General features: G+C 46.6%; 18 protein-coding genes. 7 read left to right on the forward strand and 11 right to left on the reverse strand.

The genetic code is table 11. From position 1 onward, the window contains the following. The first annotated feature begins 82 nt into the window (after positions 1-82). Positions 83-1,414 (forward strand): MATE family efflux transporter, encoded by a 1,332-nt coding sequence (locus tag BMW79_RS27570; RefSeq protein ID WP_089900845.1) that lies wholly within the window; start codon positions 83-85, stop codon positions 1,412-1,414. An 87-nt stretch (positions 1,415-1,501) separates the two neighbouring features. Here BMW79_RS27570 and BMW79_RS27575 read toward each other — a convergent pair whose 3' ends face one another. The 5 genes from BMW79_RS27575 to BMW79_RS27595 form a co-directional block, all read right to left on the reverse strand. Further along, the gene (locus tag BMW79_RS27575) at positions 1,502-2,257 is read right to left on the reverse strand and encodes a tetratricopeptide repeat protein (RefSeq protein WP_143059282.1); all 756 of its coding nucleotides are present in this window, start codon (positions 2,255-2,257) and stop codon (positions 1,502-1,504) included. Positions 2,258-2,360: 103 nt separating this feature from the next. After that, positions 2,361-2,738: a dihydroneopterin aldolase gene (gene folB / locus BMW79_RS27580; protein WP_089900851.1), complete on the reverse strand. Its 378-nt coding sequence runs from the start codon at positions 2,736-2,738 to the stop codon at positions 2,361-2,363. 48 nt (positions 2,739-2,786) lie between these two features. Beyond that, entirely contained in the window at positions 2,787-3,737 is a 951-nt protein-coding gene (trxB, locus tag BMW79_RS27585) for a thioredoxin-disulfide reductase (RefSeq protein WP_089900854.1), read from the reverse strand. A gap of 16 nt (positions 3,738-3,753) precedes the next feature. Then, positions 3,754-4,635, reverse strand: a complete 882-nt coding sequence (locus BMW79_RS27590; protein ID WP_089900857.1) for a DUF4249 domain-containing protein — start codon at positions 4,633-4,635, stop codon at positions 3,754-3,756. Positions 4,636-4,770: 135 nt separating this feature from the next. Continuing rightward, a complete protein-coding gene (locus BMW79_RS27595; protein ID WP_012793808.1) occupies positions 4,771-5,628 on the reverse strand; it encodes a sigma-70 family RNA polymerase sigma factor in 858 nt (285 codons plus the stop codon). A 326-nt stretch (positions 5,629-5,954) separates the two neighbouring features. Between BMW79_RS27595 and BMW79_RS27600 the strand changes: the two genes are divergently transcribed. From BMW79_RS27600 to BMW79_RS27610, 3 genes are all read left to right on the forward strand, one after another. After that, positions 5,955-6,971 (forward strand): threonine aldolase family protein, encoded by a 1,017-nt coding sequence (locus BMW79_RS27600; RefSeq protein WP_089900861.1) that lies wholly within the window; start codon positions 5,955-5,957, stop codon positions 6,969-6,971. Positions 6,972-7,116: 145 nt separating this feature from the next. Next, positions 7,117-9,768 carry a valine--tRNA ligase gene (locus BMW79_RS27605; protein ID WP_089900864.1) on the forward strand — a complete coding sequence of 884 codons (2,652 nt, stop codon included), beginning with the start codon at positions 7,117-7,119 and terminating at the stop codon, positions 9,766-9,768. A 60-nt stretch (positions 9,769-9,828) separates the two neighbouring features. After that, entirely contained in the window at positions 9,829-10,305 is a 477-nt protein-coding gene (locus BMW79_RS27610; RefSeq protein ID WP_089900868.1) for a hypothetical protein, read from the forward strand. 9 nt (positions 10,306-10,314) lie between these two features. Here the strand turns inward: BMW79_RS27610 and BMW79_RS27615 are convergent, their stop codons facing one another. The 6 genes from BMW79_RS27615 to BMW79_RS27640 form a co-directional block, all read right to left on the reverse strand. After that, positions 10,315-13,119 carry a BamA/TamA family outer membrane protein gene (locus BMW79_RS27615; RefSeq protein ID WP_089900871.1) on the reverse strand — a complete coding sequence of 935 codons (2,805 nt, stop codon included), beginning with the start codon at positions 13,117-13,119 and terminating at the stop codon, positions 10,315-10,317. Between the two features lie 164 nt (positions 13,120-13,283). Further along, positions 13,284-14,711 (reverse strand): L-serine ammonia-lyase, encoded by a 1,428-nt coding sequence (locus BMW79_RS27620; RefSeq protein ID WP_089900873.1) that lies wholly within the window; start codon positions 14,709-14,711, stop codon positions 13,284-13,286. A gap of 123 nt (positions 14,712-14,834) precedes the next feature. After that, the gene (locus tag BMW79_RS27625) at positions 14,835-15,311 is read right to left on the reverse strand and encodes an FKBP-type peptidyl-prolyl cis-trans isomerase (protein WP_089900876.1); all 477 of its coding nucleotides are present in this window, start codon (positions 15,309-15,311) and stop codon (positions 14,835-14,837) included. Between the two features lie 65 nt (positions 15,312-15,376). Beyond that, positions 15,377-15,862, reverse strand: coding sequence for an FKBP-type peptidyl-prolyl cis-trans isomerase (locus BMW79_RS27630; protein ID WP_177192358.1), 486 nt, complete (start codon positions 15,860-15,862; stop codon positions 15,377-15,379). A gap of 128 nt (positions 15,863-15,990) precedes the next feature. Further along, the gene (gene groL, locus BMW79_RS27635; protein WP_089900883.1) at positions 15,991-17,628 is read right to left on the reverse strand and encodes a chaperonin GroEL; all 1,638 of its coding nucleotides are present in this window, start codon (positions 17,626-17,628) and stop codon (positions 15,991-15,993) included. Between the two features lie 52 nt (positions 17,629-17,680). Further along, positions 17,681-17,962, reverse strand: a complete 282-nt coding sequence (locus BMW79_RS27640) for a co-chaperone GroES (RefSeq protein WP_079473337.1) — start codon at positions 17,960-17,962, stop codon at positions 17,681-17,683. Between the two features lie 448 nt (positions 17,963-18,410). On the opposite strand from BMW79_RS27640, the gene nusB reads away from it, so the two are divergent. From nusB to yajC, 3 genes are read left to right on the forward strand one after another with little or no spacing between them, the layout of a single operon-like run. Beyond that, complete coding sequence (nusB, locus tag BMW79_RS27645; protein ID WP_245752702.1) at positions 18,411-19,307, forward strand: transcription antitermination factor NusB; 897 nt, start codon at positions 18,411-18,413, stop codon at positions 19,305-19,307. 37 nt (positions 19,308-19,344) lie between these two features. After that, positions 19,345-19,782 (forward strand): DUF1573 domain-containing protein, encoded by a 438-nt coding sequence (locus BMW79_RS27650; protein ID WP_089900888.1) that lies wholly within the window; start codon positions 19,345-19,347, stop codon positions 19,780-19,782. A 29-nt stretch (positions 19,783-19,811) separates the two neighbouring features. Next, positions 19,812-20,156, forward strand: a complete 345-nt coding sequence (gene yajC / locus BMW79_RS27655; protein ID WP_245752703.1) for a preprotein translocase subunit YajC — start codon at positions 19,812-19,814, stop codon at positions 20,154-20,156. The last annotated feature ends 123 nt before the right edge of the window (positions 20,157-20,279 follow it).

Raw genomic sequence — 20,279 nt, forward strand, 5'->3', positions numbered from 1 at the left:
GGCGTTTTGTTGTTTTATCACGCAGAGATGATCAACATATAGCCCTATCTTTGTTTTTACACCCACAATCAGCAGAAGATTCATGCAACTGGAAGTAAGTAACCGGCAGATTATTAAAATAGCAGGACCTATCTGTCTTGCGCTCATCATTCCGCAGATAAACCATATTACCAACACGGCCTTCGTTGGCCGGTTGGGAGAATTTGAACTGGCCGCCAATGGTATAGCCGGTATTTTTTATCTGGTGATGTATATGATTGCCTACGGCCTGAATAATGGCATGCAGGTATTGATTGCCCGGAGGGCCGGGCAGCAGCAGTTCTCCGGCATCGGACAGCTTTTCTCCAATGGTATTCAACTTGGCCTCCTTTTTTCCGGACTGGCTATTTTACTGACTTTGCTGGCAGCGCCCTGGTTCTTTTCCAAAGCCCTGCACGATCAGCATATTATTTCTGCAGCCGTTTCGTTTATACGTATCCGTATCTGGGGACTGCCTTTTCTCATGCTGCTGAATATGGCCAACGCGTTTTACATAGGTAGCGGTCATTCTAAAGTGCTGGTCATCACCTCCCTCTTCCAGGAAATGATGAACATATTCTTCGATTACACCCTCATTTTCGGTATGCTGGGCTTCCCGTATATGGGCCTCAATGGTGCAGCTACCGCTTCGGTGATCGCGGAAGTAACCGGTTGCGGCGTAGCGCTCAGCATCCTTTTCATTAAAAAATACCATATTAGATATAGCCTGTTCAACTATCTGAAGATCAACTGGAGCATTATCCGCAATATCCTGAATGTATCTGCCCCTCTGATCGTACAGTTCCTTTTCAGCATAGGCGGCTGGTTTGTGTTCTTTATCTTTATTGAGCACCTGGGAGAAAGACCGCTTGCCGTATCCAATATGATCCGCAGCATCTTCGGTTTCTTCGGCATCTTCACCTGGGCATTGGCAGCCGCCTGTAATACGATGGTCAGCAACATTATCGGCCAGGGACGACCCGAACTTGTATTTCCCATTATCCGGAGAATTGTTTGGATCAGTGTAGGATGCGCTACTACCGTTTGCGTGCTTGTCAACCTGTTTCCTTATACTCTCCTGCATATCTATACCAACAATGCCGACCTGATTACCGCTGCCATCCCTTCTATCCGCATCATTACCCTGAGCACTATTCTCATGGCAGTAGCAGCGGTGGTGATGAGCGGGGTGGTAGGCACCGGTAATACCCGCATCAACCTGATTACAGAAATAGTGGCCGTTATCGGTTATCTGCTCTATTGTGATATCGTGATTGAAAGGATGCGCAGCGAGCTGCAATGGGCATGGGGCGCCGATTTTATCTACTGGACGGTCATCTTCGGAATGAGTTACTGGTACCTGCGCAGCGGCAGGTGGAAAGGGAAGGAAATCTGATGGGGTTTTAAAAAGATCCGGGGAGATAAAAGCCGCCATGCACTTTCATCTCCCCGAACAGTTTATCGTCCGTTAATATCTTACACATTATTGCAGGTCATCCAGCATCTTCTTGCAATCTGCTTTGATGCTGGCATCATCCTGGGTAATATTACGCAAAGTCAGCGCCTTCTTCAGCACATCAATCGCTTTCTCCTGCTGGTCATCGGCTTTATAGGCACGGGCCAGCTCATAGTAGTTGAGGATAAAACCAGGATCCAGCTGCCGGCATTTTTCGTAATTGGCGATGGCATTCTGCAGGGAACCGTCCGGCAATCCGCCAAACAGCATTTTGGCCGCGCCTCTTTCAAAAGCATTCAGGTTGGCCACTTCAAAATTCCACTTACCTAACACATGAAAGGCCTGCGCCATAGAAGGATTGAATTTAATTGCCAGCTCGGCATATTTCTTCACATCTTTAGAAGCAGCTACTTTATCTTTTGCACCGGAAATCAATGCCATGCGTCCCATCGCTATGGCCATGGATAAATTCGACTCCGGACTGTTGGGATTTACTTTCAATGCCTGTTGGGCATAGCTTTTAGCAAGATTGAAATAACTGATCTTGTCGTCTTTACTTTTCTGCCGGTTACCAATGCGGGAACATAACTGGCTCGCCTGGTTCAGTGCATCCAGTTCAGCGGGTTGTATTTTCAGGATTTCCTTATCTTTTTCAAATGCTTCGCTTTCCTTCATCTGTTTTTCCAGCTGCCTGGCTTCTTCCATCATATCTGTGACACTCTGGGCCCGGGCAAACAAGACCGTCGATAACAAAAAGCAAACTGCCATGATCCGTTTCAACATAGGACAGGTTTTAGCGTGAGAATTTGTTGATTAACTTATAGCTATAAATTTACGGAAACATCATACATATCCCAAAAAATACCTTTCCCGGCTAAGCAGCGTACTAATAATTTTTTTCCAGGGAAACGAGCGAGTTGCGGATAGTGGCTCCCATGGGGGGATTCATTTTACGGAGACTCACCATACTGTGTTGTATAGCGGGATAACGTTGCTTGAGCGCATCGGTTAATTCATACACTACCTCTTCCAGTAAAGGACGGGGTACTTCCATAATAGCTTTGGCTATTTCATAGATGCCCTGGTAGTTAACGGTTTCAGACAAATCATCTACGGGTACGGTACCGGGTATACGAACTGCCACATCCAGCACGAAATGATTGCCGATAATGGTTTCTTCCGGGTAAAGACCATGGTAAGCGTAGAAGGTAGCCTCTTCAAGGGCGATCGTGAGCATAAAGGAAAATTGCGGATAACGGATCATGGATCTGCAGGAATCATTTCCTGCAAATCCATGTGTTGCTCCGTGTTATTATTGGTGGTGTTCTTTTGCTGATAAGTATCTTTCTGCATCCAGGGCAGCCATACATCCGCTACCGGCAGCAGTTACTGCCTGACGGTAAATTTTATCCTGTACATCGCCGCAGGCAAATACACCTTCTACACTGGTACGGCTGGAGCCGGGTTCAGTTACGATATAATCCTGATCGTCCAGGGTCAGGTATTCTTTAAAGATACCGGAGTTAGGCTGGTGACCGATAGCTACGAAAAACGCGCTTACCGGTACTTCTTTCTTCTCGCCTGTTTTATTGTTCAGGATACGCAGGGCTTCTACTTTCTTATCGCCCAGTACTTCATCTGTTTCTGAATTCCAGTATACAATGATATTGGAAGTTTTCAGTACACGGTCCTGCATTACTTTAGACGCGCGCATTTCATCGCGGCGTACCAGCATATGCACGGTGCTGCACATTTTAGAGAGATAAAGTGCTTCTTCAGCAGCGGTATCACCGGCGCCTACGATCGCTACTTCTTTACCACGGAAGAAAAATCCGTCGCAAACGGCGCAGGCAGAAACGCCGCTACCATTCAAACGCTGCTCGGAAGGAAGCCCCAGCCATTTGGCAGAAGCACCGGTAGCGATAATGATTGCATCCGCAGTGATTTCCTTTTCTTCGTCAATAATTACTTTATAAGGTTGTTTGCTGAAATCCACTGAAGTTGCCAGACCATAACGGATATCTGCTCCCATACGGGCAGCCTGTTTTTCAAAGTCCACCATCATTTCAGGACCTTGGATACCTTCCGGATAACCGGGATAGTTTTCCACTTCGGTAGTGATGGTTAATTGTCCGCCGGGCTGAATACCCTGATATAGTACTGGTTTGAGGTTGGCTCTTGCGGCATAAATAGCAGCGGTATAACCGGCGGGGCCGGAACCGATGATTAGTAAATGCACATGTTCTTGTTGCTTGTTTTCCATTTTGTTTGCTGTATAATTACCTGCTAATAATAATTGTTTTATAGGAAACGGTATAACCGCCCCAATAACCTAATGCGCCGCCAGATACATTCCCAAGTATTTTGGTGGGCGATGAAAACGGATTGCCGTTGCTGTTATAGGCAAAATCAAGTGTCCGCCAGAAATCCCAAGTCGCTTTGTCAATATTACAAAACTTCAGGGTAACCGTATCTCCGAGTTCAAAGAAGGCGTCTGTTGACACATCCGGCTTCTTATTCTTGTCTACACCAGCGTCCACAGGAATTTCAAATGTTGTGCCGTTCACCAGCTGGTCATCTACCACAGAATTTCTTCCGGGTAAAAACGGCTCCCTGTTTCTCCGGGTAAAGTACCGGCCATAGTTCCCAAATGCAGGAGCATCCGTAATCTTCACCCATAAACGGGCTTTGGTCGAATCATCTACCTGCACCAGGGTCCACCAGATGGAGTCCAGTCTCATGCCGCGCGATGGTATAGTTGTCACAGATTCATATGCCTTATTGTCAGCGTTGATGCGTAAGGTATAGGTACCTGGCACTTTGCCGGTAAAACGGGCAGATCCTCCCGTAAAATCCGGTCCATATACATAGAACTTTGTATTTGCACTGTCTATTACCCGTTCTTTCAGTGTCATAACGTTATTGCCGGCATCGGTAACGGTGACAGCAGCGTTGTGTACAAAGGCTTTCGCCAGTATATCCGGCGTTATGCTGGAAAAATAGTTCAGACTATGCGTGAGAATCACCTGTGGATACATCCCGTTTTCAAAGGTGCCTTCTACTACCAGTTGTGGTGCTTCCACAGGCAGGTCCACGCTGATATCTTTTTCACAGGCGGAAAAGAGCAGTATCACCGGGATAAAGAAGGACAGCTTGCGCATAGAGTGCAAAAATAAGGGGTGAGCACTAAATAAAAACACCGGCCATGTATTTACAAGGCCGGTGTTCTTATAGAATAAAGAGGATTAGTAGATTTATCGTTTTCGTTACAAAATAACCCCAACGAAAAAGGTATTTTATCCCAGGTAAGATTTCAGTGCGCCGCTATAACGGGCTTTCTGCAGCCTTTTAATAGCACGTTCTTTAATCTGCCTGATTCTTTCTTTAGTCAGATCGTATTTCTGACCGATTTGTTCGATTGTTGCGCCATTTTCACCATCCAGACCAAAATAAGCATTCACAATTTCAGCTTCGCGTGGGCTCAGGGATTTTAATACCCGGCGTATTTCCTCACGGAGTGAATCTCTCATCACGTCGTCATCAGTAATATCTCCACCTTCCAGCAAGTCGCCCATTGCTACGTCTTCTGCCTCATGCACAGGTGCATCTAAGGACATATGGCGCGTGTTGCTCTGGAAGATATTGTTAATTTCTGATTCAGACATCTCCAGGATTTCTGCGAGTTCCTCGGTAGAAGGTTCACGCTCGTTTTCCTGCTCAAATGCCATGTAAGCTTTGTTCGCTTTATTATAGGTACCAATTTTATTTTGCGGGAGACGAACAAGACGACCCTGTTCAGCAAGCGCCTGCAATATGGACTGACGAATCCACCATACCGCATAAGAGATAAATTTGAAACCTTTCGTTTCATCGAAACGTTGTGCCGCCTTGATCAAGCCGAGATTACCTTCATTAATCAAATCACTCAGGCTAAGGCCCTGGTGCTGATACTGCTTCGCAACAGAAACAACGAAACGTAAGTTTCCTGTAGTCAATCTTTCAAGAGCCTTTTGATCGCCCATTTTAATGCGCTGCGCCAAAACGGTCTCCTCCTCAGGTGTTAACAAAGGGATCTTCGAGATTTCCTGCAGGTACTTTTCTACCGCCTGCGAATCACGATTGGTGATCTGGGTGGCAATTTTAAGTTGCCTCATATGAAAAATTGTATTGGTTTATAAATAAATAACAGCGAAAGAAATTTTTTGTTCGAATTTTTAAAATTATTAACTTACAAAGTTTCCCGCGCTTTATTGTTAGTTTCAAAATAAGTCTGCAAAGATCGTGCTAACCAATCACTCTACCAAATCCTTCTTATATTTGCCAGCCATATAACAAAGTACAGTTTTATAACGGAATTTTATAGTGCTTTAGTCCCTGTTCTGCGATGCTTTATACAAATTTTAACAATTGATAAAGAATCATATTTAAATTAACATCTTAACTAATTTATTTGTTAAGCCGTTGCAAATTTTTCAATAAAATGATTGACTTCAGAAGCGACACTTTTACACGTCCCGGCCCTGGCATGTTACAGGCGATGCTGCAGGCAGAAACCGGTGATGACGTTTTCGGTGAAGACCCAAGTATCAATAAATTGGAAGCCATGATGGCAGCCTACTTTGGCAAACCGGCAGCCTTGTACTGCCCTTCCGGCACAATGAGTAACCAGATCGCCATTAAAGTACATACGTTGCCGGGTGACGAAGTGGTTTGCAGCAATCTTGCCCATGTGTATATTTATGAAGGAGGCGGCATCGCTTTTAACTCCGGCGCACAGGTACACCCTATCACCGGCGACCGTGGCATGATCCGCGCCCCGCAAGTGGAAGCCGCCATCAATCCCGACGATGTACATAAAGCCCGCACCAGCCTCGTTTGCCTCGAAAACACCTCCAACCGTGGCGGCGGATGCTGCTACGACTGGGAAGAAATGGTGAAAATAGGCGACGTATGCAAACAACACGGTCTCGCACTGCACCTCGACGGCGCCCGGCTCTTCAACGCACTCGTAGCCACCGGCCAGGACCCGAAAACATATGGCCAGCTCTTCGACAGCATCTCCGTATGCCTGAACAAAGGAATGGGTTGCCCCATGGGATCCGTACTCCTCGGCAGCGAAGACTTCATAAAAAATGCCCGGAGAATCCGCAAAAAATTCGGCGGCGGCCTCCGGCAGGCAGGATACATGGCTGCCACCGGCATCTATGCTATGGAGAACAATATAGCACGTCTCGCTGAAGACCACCTGCATGCAAAACAAATCGCCCAGGCACTGCTGGAAAAATCTTTCGTCGGACATATGCTCCCCGTAGAAACCAACATCCTCATTTTTGAAGTAACGGGCGACTGGACCCCACAACTTTTTGCCGACTACCTGAAAAAACAAGGGATTCTTGTCATAGCCATCTCTCCCACCCAGGTCAGAATTGTAACACACCTGGACAATACACCGGAAATGATTGCACAAACCTGCGAAATCATCGCAGAAATGGCATAACACTGCACTATAATGGCAGGGCGTCATGTTTTCAGACAACATGACGCCCTGCCATCTGCACTGCGGTCATTCAACTATTCTTGCCCTTTAAATTTCCATCTCTGGCTAATCTCTGTTATTTTTGCAACCTTATATTATGAATAGCATGGAACTTTCGAAAAATTACCTGCCCGCTACGGTGGAGGAAAAATGGTACCAACAATGGATGGACAAAGGCTACTTCCGCTCTAAACCGGATGGCCGTCAACCTTTTACTGTCGTCATCCCCCCTCCCAATGTAACAGGGGTCTTACACCTTGGCCATACCCTCAATGAAACCGTCCAGGACATCCTGGTACGCCGGGCTCGTATGAGCGGCTTCAACGCCTGCTGGGTTCCAGGCTCCGACCATGCCTCTATTGCCACCGAAGCAAAAGTGGTAAATATGCTGAAACAGGAAAAAGGCATCGAAAAATCACAGCTCACCCGCGAAGAATTCCTCAAATACGCGTTTGAATGGAAAGATAAATATGGCGATATCATCTATCACCAGATCAAAAAACTCGGCTGCAGCTGCGACTGGGACCGCGTTACCTTTACCATGGACGACCACTACTACAAAGCAGTGATCACCGTATTCATCGACCTCTATAAAAAAGGCGTGATCTATCGCGGCGCACGCATGATCAACTGGGATCCAAAAGCCAAAACAGCGCTGAGCGATGAGGAAGTTGAATACAAAGACCTCCAGGGTAAGCTGTACCACGTGAAATACGCCATCACGGATGCCAATGGCACTCCTACCGGCGAATTCATCACCATCGCCACACAGCGCCCTGAAACCATCATGGGCGACACCGCCATCTGCGTGAATCCCGAAGATGAAAGATATGCACACCTGAAAGGTCACTTCGCTACCGTTCCGCTGGTAAACCGCCGCGTACCGGTAATATTTGATACCTACGTAGATAAAGAATTTGGTACCGGCGCACTGAAAGTAACGCCAGCACACGATATCAATGACTATAACCTCGGGCTGAAACACAACCTGGAAATAGTAGATACCCTTAATGACGACGGTACACTCAGTGCTGCCGCCATCGTATTTGTAGGAGAAGACCGCTTCGTGGCACGTAAGAAAGTGGTAGCCGCCCTCGCGGAAGAAGGCCTGCTCGAAAAAGAACAGGAATACACTACCCGCCTCGGTTACAGCCAACGTAACCCCGACACCGTAGTAGAACCACGTATCTCTACCCAGTGGTTTGTAAAAATGGCCGAAATGGCCAAACCCGCACTGGATGCAGTGGTAAACGGAGATGTAAAAATCCATCCCGGCGACCGCTTCCTCGCGACGTACAAATACTGGATGGAAAACGTGAAAGACTGGTGTATCTCCCGCCAACTCTGGTGGGGACAACAAATCCCAGCCTGGTACGCACCCGATGGCACCTTCGAAGTAGCCGCTACCGCTGCAGAAGCGGTACAGCAGTTTGCTGCCCGGAACATCACCATCACTGCCGCAGAACTCACGCAGGACGAAGACTGTCTGGATACCTGGTTCAGCTCCTGGCTCTGGCCAATGGAAGTATTCAACGGTATTTCACAGCCAGATAACGAAGATATCAACTACTACTACCCTACCTCCGTACTCGTAACCGGACAGGATATCATCTTCTTCTGGGTGGCCCGCATGATCATGGCAGGCCTGGAATTCAAAGAAGTGAAACCTTTCAGCGACGTATATTTCACCGGAATGGTACGTGATAAGCAAGGTCGTAAAATGAGTAAGCAACTGGGCAACTCCCCGGATCTGCTGGAACTCATCCACGCCTATGGCGCCGATGCCGTACGCTTCGGTATCATGATCTCTTCACCTGCCGGCAACGATCTGCTCTACGATGATTCCAGCTGTGAACAAGGCCGCAATTTCTGTAATAAAATATGGAATGCCCTCAAGCTGGTGAAAATGTGGGAACAACGCCAGGAAGACGACAGCGCTATCAACGCCGCTGCTGATAACTTTGCTGTGAAATGGTTTGAAAGCAGGTTGAATGAAGTACAACTGGAAGTAGCTGCCCTGCATAAAGACTTCCGCCTCAGCGAAGGCCTGAAAGCCATCTACAGCCTGGTATGGGACGATTTCTGCAGCTGGTTCCTGGAATGGGCGAAACCTGGCTTCGAACAACCGATCCCGGCTTCTATCTACCAGAAAACTGTTTATTTCTTCGAACAACTGATGCAACTATTGCACCCTTACATGCCTTTCATCACCGAAGAAATTTACCAGCAACTGGCAGTGCGTGCAGATAATGATTCCCTGATGATCAAACAGTTCACCACACCACAGGCGCCTGTTCACGCTACCCTGCTGGAAGGTACACTGGCCAAAGAAGTGATCAGCAGCATCCGCGATGCACGTAACAAACATCAGATCAAACCTAAAGACCCGATCGTACTGCACATAGAAACCAAACACGATAATGCATTCAAACAGATTGAAGGCATGCTCGCAAAACAGGTGAATGCGAAAGCCATTCACTATGTGCAGGAACCGGTACCTGGTTGCATCACCCTCGTGATCCAGAAAGATAAATTCTACCTGGGTACAGAAAATGCACTGGATACCACCGCACAGAAAGCTGCATTGACAAAAGACCTGGAATACCTGAAAGGATTCCTCGTATCTGTAGAAAAGAAACTCAGCAATGAACGCTTTGTACAGAATGCCAAACCGGAAGCGGTAGACGCAGAACGTCAGAAGAAAGCAGATGCGGAAGCGAAGATCTCCGTCATCGAGGAAAGTTTAAAATCCTTATAATTTTTCAGATCGCCCGGTCGTTACTATACCGGGCGATCTTTTTTATATCCCCGTACTATCATGCAAAAACACCTGTTACTTAGTTTCTTATTAGCCACTGCGATCACACCGGTAGTTGCCCAATCCGCTAAAAAGCCGGCCACTACTCCTGCCACCGTCAGCAGCAAAAGACCTGCGAAACTTCGTAGCAGCTGGGGTATCTACCTGAGCGACACCCTCCCGAAAAGTGAAGTGATAAAATTACTGGACTCCGCACTGATTGTGAGAGATGAAAAGAATATCAAATACCCGGTACTCTCTTTCGCATTTACCTACGAAAAACACGAACCCTTCCTGAACGATACTACTGGCCAGCCGGGCGTTTATAAAGATTTTACCGGCGATAATTTCAAAGCCGCCGCGCTTCCCGCAGCCTGGAGCAAGCACCTGAAAGACAACCTCCAGACCGGTGATGTACTCTACTTTGATCAGATCATTATCAAATATGCGGAGGAAAAGTTCTACCAGTCTCCCGCACTGAAAATCACCGTGAAATAAATATCTCCCTTAATAATTAAACAACTGCTGGATCGGTACTATAAAGTCTACCCGGTTCTGCACATTGCTTGTAGGATCCTGGTCAAACAGGTGACTCACCCGCACACCAAATGTAAACGGCAGTGCATTGCCTATCCTCGTATCAAAGAATAACTCCGTACCTGCTGAGGTAAAGCGGGTGTTCTGATTCACATTAGCCCGGGAAAAATTCGCCATACTGTAGTCATAGAACAGGTTGGCCCTGATGCGGTTGAAATACAGGATCTGCGCAAAGCCCCAGTCAGGATACACCAACGGCAAATGATAGTTTGCCCCCAGCTTATAAATGCTGGTATACAAAGGCGTATTATACCCTCTCGCATATACGAAATTATCCGTAAATGTGTAGTTGAACGCATTGTCGCGCTGCTGATAAGCAACCTGCAATACGAGGTTGTGATTTTGCCAAAGCCCCGGCAAATACTGATCCAGCCGGGCATACAGCTGCTCGGCATACAATCCGGAAACAGAGCTGTTATATTGCACCGCGAGATACTGCCCGAAATGAGAATAGATATTTTGCACCGCCTTGATCCGCTGATTATTAAAGATCAGCGTATTACTCAGGAACTGCAGGTCATTGCCTTTGTATTTAGCATCAAGATAACGGTGACGGATATTGTAATTACTTCCGACAGATAAACTACGACTGTAAAGTCCTGATGATAAATTCAACGGAACGCTGACGCCTACATGCGCGGTAGCCTCGTTCCAGTACACCCGTTGCCGGTTCTGATCCAGTCCGTTGCGGTTAATGGTATAATCGGCACCTACCGACAATACCGGGAACCATCCGCCGAAAGTAAAGCCTGCCGCAATATCTGAACTTCCTTCGTTCCGGTTGTACGTATAGCCGATACTGGTAGAAGTAGTACTTAAGATGTTTTCGCCGATCAGGGATATACCATAATCCGGATCATTAAACGATGGTACCCAGCTGTGGAAGTTAAACGGACGGGTAAACTGCGGATACTTTTTCACCGGCATGGAATCATCCGGCACCCGGTCCAGTATATTGCCGCCTTCCTTAAACTGCGGTTGCAGCCAGGCACTACGGCCATCACTGCTTACATCCACCGGTCTCCAGGCTGGCCGGTTCAATGCCGCCCGGTATAGCTTATATCCTTTGATGGTAAATTCATTAAACACAAGGCTGTCGCCCGCCACAGCGGCATGTTGCGTACTGTTCCCCCGGTCTGTTACTTCGTACGTTTTACGGTCTGCTAACGTAAGTGCATATACGTTATTTACATCTTTCACACCACTGGTGAAGTAAACGGTATCTCCCTGCACTACCGGTATACCGATCACGGTATAGCTGAAAGGCGTTAACATGGTGCTTTCCCCGGTTGACAGTGATTGCTGAACCAGCGCCATTTCTCCTTTATGATTTCTGACAGCACTGATCACCGCCTGCTCATCCTGCGTAAACCTCGGATAGGTGTAGTACCAGTTGTCCGGGTTGGGAAGCTGCTTTGTAACAGCCGACGTTTGTGTATTGATCAGCTGCAGGCTGTATTGCATATCCGGTGTGGTAGCAACTGCAATTACCTGCTGACCATTTTGGGTAATATCGGGAGAAAAGAATTTACCTTTTGGAGAGATGTTTTTGGTTTGGCCGGTAGCCGCATCCCACAAACGGATCACGGAGAAATCTTTCCAGCCCCATCGTGCGTCAAAGCGGGCAGCAGCCCATACAATGCGGCCGTTGCGGTAACTAAAAAAATCATCGTACATGATACCGGGACGCAACAGCAAACGCTCCTTGCCGGCAGCGTTCAACTGGTAAATACCCGGTACTTTGTTCCAGGCATTTTTTAAGACGATCCATTCTTTATCTCCCGCAGCATATACATAATTATAATTGGTCACCGGTTTGGCTACGGGCAGTAAAGCCACTGCTGCTGTGGTATCCGGACGGGCGGCATAATTATTCCACAACGGCTGGTATTCCCGCAACATGGCATCATAAAAGCCGGTTACGTTCATGCCCGTTCTTTTTTTCAGGCTATGCGACAGCGGATAAAACACCCCACGGAAACGGACAGCATCACTGGTGACGTCTTTCCAGAAATGGGAGCCATAATGTTCGCGGCCATAGCTGGTCATCAGGTAGCCAAGGGGGTAATGATCCGGTACATAATCTCTGTAAGAACCATTCCTGATTTTCATATAGGCGTAACGTTTACCTGCGAGCGACAAACCCCGGAATCCGTCGAAGAAACCAGGTAGTCTGCCCCTGCCCTGTGGTGTCAATGCAGTTTCCATCACCACCGCATCACCCTCCCAAAACCAGTTGGGCACAGCAATATTGGTCACTGCCGCCTGTCCGAGTTCTCCTCCCAGGATAGAAAACACTTTGGATACCCCTTGCCGGAAGTTCATATTCTGCAATACATGACGATATTCATGCACTGCCAGCTGGTCTATCCAGTTGAGCGAGCCAAGGTCGAGTGAATTGGAAGGAGGTGTCAGGTAAAATTCGGAACGGAAGGGCCCCAGTTGTACATATCCATTGGATTGCAGTGTTTGGTTCTGCAATACGATACTCACTTTTTTTTCGAGCGGGCCTATAGAAGCGCGGGTATAACGGTTCAGATAATGCACCATGTTGGCTACCCGTTCGCCTTGCGCGGTCATGCCCCGGGGGAAAATCACCCGCACCGTATCTGTATTGATCTGCTGCCATTTCAGCGAGGGAGGGTTGCCTCCGAATTGCTGCGCTGATAAAGAAAAAGAAAAGGAAAGGAGAGTAATGGCAAGGATAATACGCATAAAAAATAACGAATTACGGATCTAAGCAGATATGATAACGTATAAACGAAAATATGGTTCTTTCCTTATATTATAACCGATATTCGTCGTAATCTGCTTTTATGTCCGTAATTCGTTCGGGGATATCTTCTAACACATGATCAGTGCATCCCGTAATATTTATTTTAGCATTCCGGCAAACTGATCGGAATATTCACCGCCAGACCGCCATCGGAAGTTTCCTTATATTTTGAATTCATATCCTGCGCCGTTTCCCACATGGTTTTCACAACCGCATCCAAGGATACCTTGGCCAGTTCAGGATTACTTTGCAGCGCCAGTTGAGATGCTGTAATGGCTTTAATAGCGCCCATGGTATTTCTTTCAATGCAGGGCACCTGTACCAATCCGCCGATAGGATCGCAGGTAAGGCCAAGGTGATGTTCCATCGCTATTTCTGCGGCCATCAGCACCTGGCGTTGGGAACCGCCCATACATTCAGTAAGCGCTGCTGCCGCCATAGCAGAAGACACCCCGATTTCCGCCTGGCAGCCACCCATCGCTGCGGAAATAGTAGAACGCTTCTTGAAAATGCTGCCTATTTCAGAAGCCGTGAGCAGGAACTGCTGTATTTTTTCTTCATGAAAACCATCACAGAAAGCGATGAAATATTGCAAAACTGCCGGAATAACGCCTGCAGCGCCATTTGTAGGAGCTGTTACCACCCTGCCGAAGGATGCATTTTCCTCATTCACCGCCAGCGCAAAACAGCTTACCCAGTCGAGCGTATAACTAAAATGTTCCCCACCCGCGCGGATGGCTTCGATCCAGGAAGCGTAATCACTGTAGGTACGGCCTTTCAGCAATTTCTTATTAAGCGCCTGCGCACGACGGCCTACTCTTAATCCTCCCGGTAATTCGCCACCGGTATGACAACCACGGAAAGTACATTCCTGCATAACGCGCCAGATATTCAGCAGCCTTTGCCGGGTTTCTTCTTCAGGACGCCAGGCCTGTTCATTTTCCAGTACCAGTTCTGAAATGCTGTAGCCTGTTTTGATACACCATTGCAGCAACTGACGGGCGGTGTCAATCGGGAAAGGAAGATCTACCTGCTGGGAACTGCCGCCGGCATCTCCCTCCTGCACTACAAAACCACCACCGATAGAATACCAGGTGGAAGCCAGTTGTTCCCCATCCACTAAAGTAACCAGGAAGGTAAGTGCATTGGGGTGAAAAGGCAGAGATTCTTCAAAAAGGAAATCAATATCTTCAACGGGATCGAAGTCTATTTCATATTTACCCGCTATCTGCATTTTGCGTTGACGGCGGATGGCGTCCATTTTAGGATTGATCTGGTTTACATCAAAGGTCACCGGATCGTCCCCGCAGAGCCCCAGTTGTACGGCAATATCAGTACCGTGTCCATGGCCGGTTTTCGCAAGGGAGCCATACAATAATACCTGTACTTTGCTGACAGCGGCTAATTTGCCGTCCTGCTCCAGTTGATCCAGAAACTGCAATGCAGCGCGCCAGGGGCCTAAGGTATGGGAACTGGAAGGACCAACGCCTATCTTAAAAATGTCGAATACGGAAATACATTCGTGTGCCACTAATTACTTGATTTATCTGTAAAATTAACGGAAAGCCAGTGAATAAAGCAAACCGCCCGGTGCCTGGCAAAAAAAATGCCGTCTCCTGGTGGAAAGACGGCACTTCTTTTATATTGATCTTAATTATTTATTCACGTAATCTTTCAGCTTCACATTAAACAACAGCACGGAGTTCGCAGGTATTTTAGGAGATGCCTGGTTCTGATATCCGTAATAAGACGGGATAATCAGGTTAATCTCTCCACCCTTGCGGATTTTAGGAATACCCAGGATCCAGCCGGCAATCGTTCTGTTCAGGTCGAACCGGATGCTGTCGTTGCTGTCGAAAACAGATTTATCCAGTAACTGACCTTTGTAGGATACCAGTACATTGGCAGCCTGTTTCACAGAATCGCCCTCTCCTTTGGTGATGATCTGGTACCAGAGACCGCGTGGGTCATGTTGTACATTGGGAATATTATTGGCAGCGATGTAGGCTACGATCTTGGCGGAATCCGCATCATATTGTGCAATGGCGTCGTAAGGCGGGGTATCATCTTTCTTCGAACAGGCAGCAAGCACTAACAGGAACAATCCTCCCAACAGAAAAACTTTCTTCATACAATTTGAGTTTCGGTTTTATTAAGATTAAAAGGTGATACGACAATTGGCATAAGATAATGCTTCTACCGGATACTTACCAGTTCCACATCAGAAATGAGGATGGCATTGGCCGGAATAACGCCGCTGATCCCTGTGGAGCCATAGGCAAGGGATGGCGGGATATACAACCTGATTTTACCGCCCTGGGAAATCTTCTGCAGGCCGATCTGCCAGCCTGGAATATGATTTTTCAACATCCGTTGATCAAAGTCTGTGGCTCCCAGTGAGGTACCTACAATTTCCCCGGAGAGGAGACGGTTGGTGTAAATAACAGTAGGAATAGAGGTAGCTTTTACAAAATGTACACTATCACCAGGCGCTATTATGTTGTAATAGAGACCGGAAACATCCCTGATGGCCGTTTCATTATGTGCATCCAGGTATGCCTGGATGGCACTGGAGCTGGGATTATCCATCCGCGCATCCTGTTGAAGGTCATCGCTATTTTTCATGCAAGCCCCCAGTGCTAGTAGCAGGCTTACGCAAATTAATTTTACAACTGTATTCATCCGCTTCAATTTACTATCCTGGCTGTTAAACGGATATGTCATGATAAAGTTACAGCACAGGTTCCGAACTGCATAAAAAAACTCCTGCAGGACGATGCCTGCAGGAGTTCCTATTCTTATCATATGAATTAGTAATCCATGCCCATACCGTGGCCACCGCCGCCCATTGCAGGAGCAGCAGACTTAGGTTCTGGTTTGTCTGCGATTACGCATTCAGTTGTCAGCAACATAGAAGCGATAGAAGCAGCGTTTTCCAGTGCAATACGGGAAACTTTAGTTGGATCGATTACACCGGCAGCCAGTAAGTTTTCATAAACTTCTGTACGTGCGTTGAAACCGAAATCAGCTTTACCTTCTTTCACTTTCTGTACTACGATAGAACCTTCGATACCTGCGTTGGCAGTGATCTGACGTAATGGTTCTTCGATAGCGCGTTTAACGATAGCGATACCGGTCTGTTCGTCGTTGTTATCACCTTTCAGTGTATCCAACGCTTCGATAGCGCGGATATAAGCTACACCACCACCTGGTACGATACCTTCTTCAACGGCAGCGCGGGTTGCGTGTAAAGCATCATCTACGCGATCTTTCTTTTCTTTCATTTCCACTTCTGTAGCAGCACCTACGTAGAGTACAGCAACACCACCGCTTAATTTAGCCAGGCGTTCCTGTAATTTTTCGCGGTCGTAGTCAGAAGTAGTTACTTCGATCTGCGCTTTGATCTGTCCGATACGGGACTGGATCGCGTCTTTTTCGCCTTTACCACCAACAACGGTAGTATTGTCTTTATCGATAGTGATGGATTCTGCTTTACCCAGGTAAGTGAGGTCAGCATTTTCCAGTTTGTAACCTTGTTCTTCGCTGATAACGATACCACCGGTCAGGGTAGCAATGTCCTGCAGCATATCCTTTCTTCTGTCGCCAAAGCCAGGAGCTTTAACAGCAGCAACCTTCAGGGTACCACGCAGTTTGTTTACCACCAGGGTAGCCAGTGCTTCACCTTCCAGATCTTCGGAGATGATCACCAGTGGAGCGCCCTGCTGAGCTACTTTCTCCAGGATGTGCAGGATATCCTTCATGGTGCTGATCTTCTTGTCGTAGATCAGGATGTAAGGATTAGACAGTTCTGCCTGCATTTTTTCGCTGTTGGTAATGAAGTAAGGAGACAGGTAACCACGGTCGAACTGCATACCTTCTACTACTTCAACGGTAGTGTCAGTACCTTTAGCTTCTTCTACAGTGATTACACCATCTTTGGTTACTTTCTGCATCGCCTGCGCAATCAGTTTACCGATTTCGCTGTCGTTGTTAGCAGAGATAGAAGCAACCTGTTCGATTTTCTGTGTATCGTTACCAACTTTTTCGGATTGTTTCTTCAGGTTCTCGATAACAGCTTTCACTGCTTTGTCGATACCACGTTTCAGATCCATTGGGTTAGCACCGGCAGCTACGTTTTTCAAACCGTCGCCGATGATAGCCTGTGCCAGAACAGTAGCCGTAGTAGTACCATCACCTGCCAGATCAGCAGTTTTGGAAGCTACTTCTTTCACCATCTGCGCACCCATATTTTCGATTGCGTCTTCGAGTTCGATTTCTTTTGCAACGGTAACACCATCTTTAGTCACACCAGGAGCGCCGAATTTTTTTTCGATCACTACGTTACGACCTTTTGGTCCCAGGGTTACTTTAACAGCATCAGCCAGGGTGTCAACGCCTTTCTTCATTTTGTTGCGGGCGTCTATATTGAAGAAAATTTGTTTTGCCATAATACTTTGTAGATTTTTCTTTTAGGAATTAAAACATATCCGTGGAAGTATCTTAAACGATCGCCAGGATATCAGATTCACGCATGATTAAGTAATCTTCGCCTTCGATAGGGAGTTCCTGACCAGAATATTTACCATACAGTACAGTATCACCTACCTTCACAGTGATGGGTTCATCTTTTTTACCAGGACCAGCAGCCACCACGGTGCCTCTCACTGGTTTTTCTTTTGCAGTATCGGGGATAATGATACCACCAGCTGTTTTCTCTTCTGCTGCTGCAGGTTTCACGATTACCCTGTCAGCTAAAGGTTTAATACTTAATTGTTTAGCCATAGTAGTTTTTATTTAAAAAAGATGTTTTGTGTTTTTGTTCCTTCCCGACCACGAGAATTGTGCCAAGGCGGTTTTCGGGTCAAATTTTCAGGTCACGGAGGTAGGGACAGGGTTTCCTACTGACAAATCATGACAGGCGACCCGAAAAAATGACAGAACGCGGGTATTGTCCTTCCCGTATCAGGCCGATTATGGTGATTTTATGATGTCGATTTTGTGGGATTTAAAAGATTTTGGGAGATTGAAGCGGAAAAGTTCGCTTTAATCTCCCAAAATCTTTTAAAATCATAAGTATATCAAAATCGTAAAATCACCATAATCGGCCTAATCCTGAGTAAGACAAACTCCGCTAAAATCCTTGAATATGAAAATTTTTCTCTAGTTTTGCGCCCTTATACCAGTTCTTTTTTATACGATGATCAGTAGAAGAAACATCCGGGTAAAGGTAATGCAAACACTTTACGCCCTGGAAACGATGGAGGAAAGCAGTATTAAGCCAGGAACGGCTACCAGACTTTTAAACGAAAAGCTGGACCAGACCTGTCAGATCTTTACCTACTTACTTAATTCAGTGGTACAGGTGGCACAATACGCGGAAATTGATGCGAATGCCCGTGCATCCAAACACCTACCCTCTGCCGAGGACCTGCAGGTGAATACTAAAATTGCAGGGAATGATTTCCTTTTCCAGATAACCAGCGACAGAGGTTTCCAGGTAAACCTGGAACAATGGAAAATGAAGCTGCAGACAGACGACGACCTGCTCAGAAAGCTTTATAACCAACTGGCTGCTACTGATACCTACAAAGCTTATATAGCTGAAGGTACCCGCACCAAACAGGGCGAAAAGGAAATACTGGAATTCATCTACAAAGAAATACTGGCCAAAAGTGAGCCGTTTCTCCAGCATATGGAAGATACCTTCCTCCACTGGGGCGACGATGAAGAAATGATGAGCATACTGATCAATAACTATTTCAATAAGCCGCATCTCTTCAATTTCCTGCAGCTGATCAGCAAAGAAAAGCTCGATTATGCCCGGGAACTCCTGCTGACAGTAATAGACAAAAAAGAATATTGCCTCGAACTGATCAAACCCAAATTACAAAACTGGGATTCTGAACGTATTGCGGCAGTAGATATGTTACTGATGGAAATGGGTGTATGCGAATTTCTCTACTTCCCAACCATCCCTACCAAGGTAACCATCAACGAATACATCGATCTGGCGAAAGCCTATAGCACTCCGCAGAGCGGCCAGTTTATCAATGGTATCCTGGATAACATTCTGAAAGACCTGGAAAAAGACCAGTTAGTACAGAAACAGGACCGTCCGAAAAAGTAAGTGGGAAAAGTTATTTTTACCGTAAAATAGCAATGCCATGAAAAAACTGTTCTGTCTACTCGCCTGTGGAAGCCTGCTCATAGCGGCTTGTAACAATAGTGCCAAAAATACGCCGGCCACTGCAACAGGAAGCGAACAAAAAAACGAAGCTGTTCAATCCTCCGTCATCACTTTTGAAGAAAAGGTGCATAACTTCGGAGAAATTACAGCAGGTGAAAAAGTGGAATATTCCTTCAAATTCACCAACACCGGTACCAGCCCGCTGCTGATCGAAGACGCCATCTCCAGTTGCGGTTGCACCGTGCCGGAATGGCCAAAAGAACCCATCAAACCCGGACAATCCGGCTTTATGAAGGTGATTTTCGACAGCCACGGCAAATCCGGTTACACAGAGAAAGAAATTTCTGTCAAGATCAATAATAATGACGGCTACGTGATAGGACCTAAGATTCAGTGTAATATCATTACCAAATAGACCGGAATAAACTATTAAATCAATTATAGATGAACATCCTGAACATTTTATTAATGGCGCCTCAGGGCGGTGCCCAAGGCGGTGGTAACTCCTGGGTTTCTTTCCTGTTTTTTGGCGGTATGATTGTCGTTATGTGGCTTTTCATGATTAGGCCCCAGACTAAAAAAGCAAAACTGCAGAAGCAATTTATCGATAACCTGAAAGAAGGTGATAAAATCGTCACTATTGCCGGTATCCACGGTAAAGTGAAGAAAATGAACGATAACAACACCGTTCTGATGGAAGTAAGTCCTGGTACCAGCTTCACTATCGAACGTTCTGCTATCAGCATGGAATATACATCAGCTCAGCAGAAACCTGCTGATACCAAATAAGGAATTACGAACCACAGTAATTGCTGCTTTACGGAGTTACAGGAAGATGTTGCAAACGGATACCCTCCGCCGCACATCTACCGGTAACTCCGTAATTCATATGGGTAATTCGTATTTTTTTAT

This window comes from Chitinophaga arvensicola, assembly GCF_900110835.1.
Taxonomy (GTDB): Bacteria; Bacteroidota; Bacteroidia; order Chitinophagales; family Chitinophagaceae; genus Chitinophaga; species Chitinophaga arvensicola.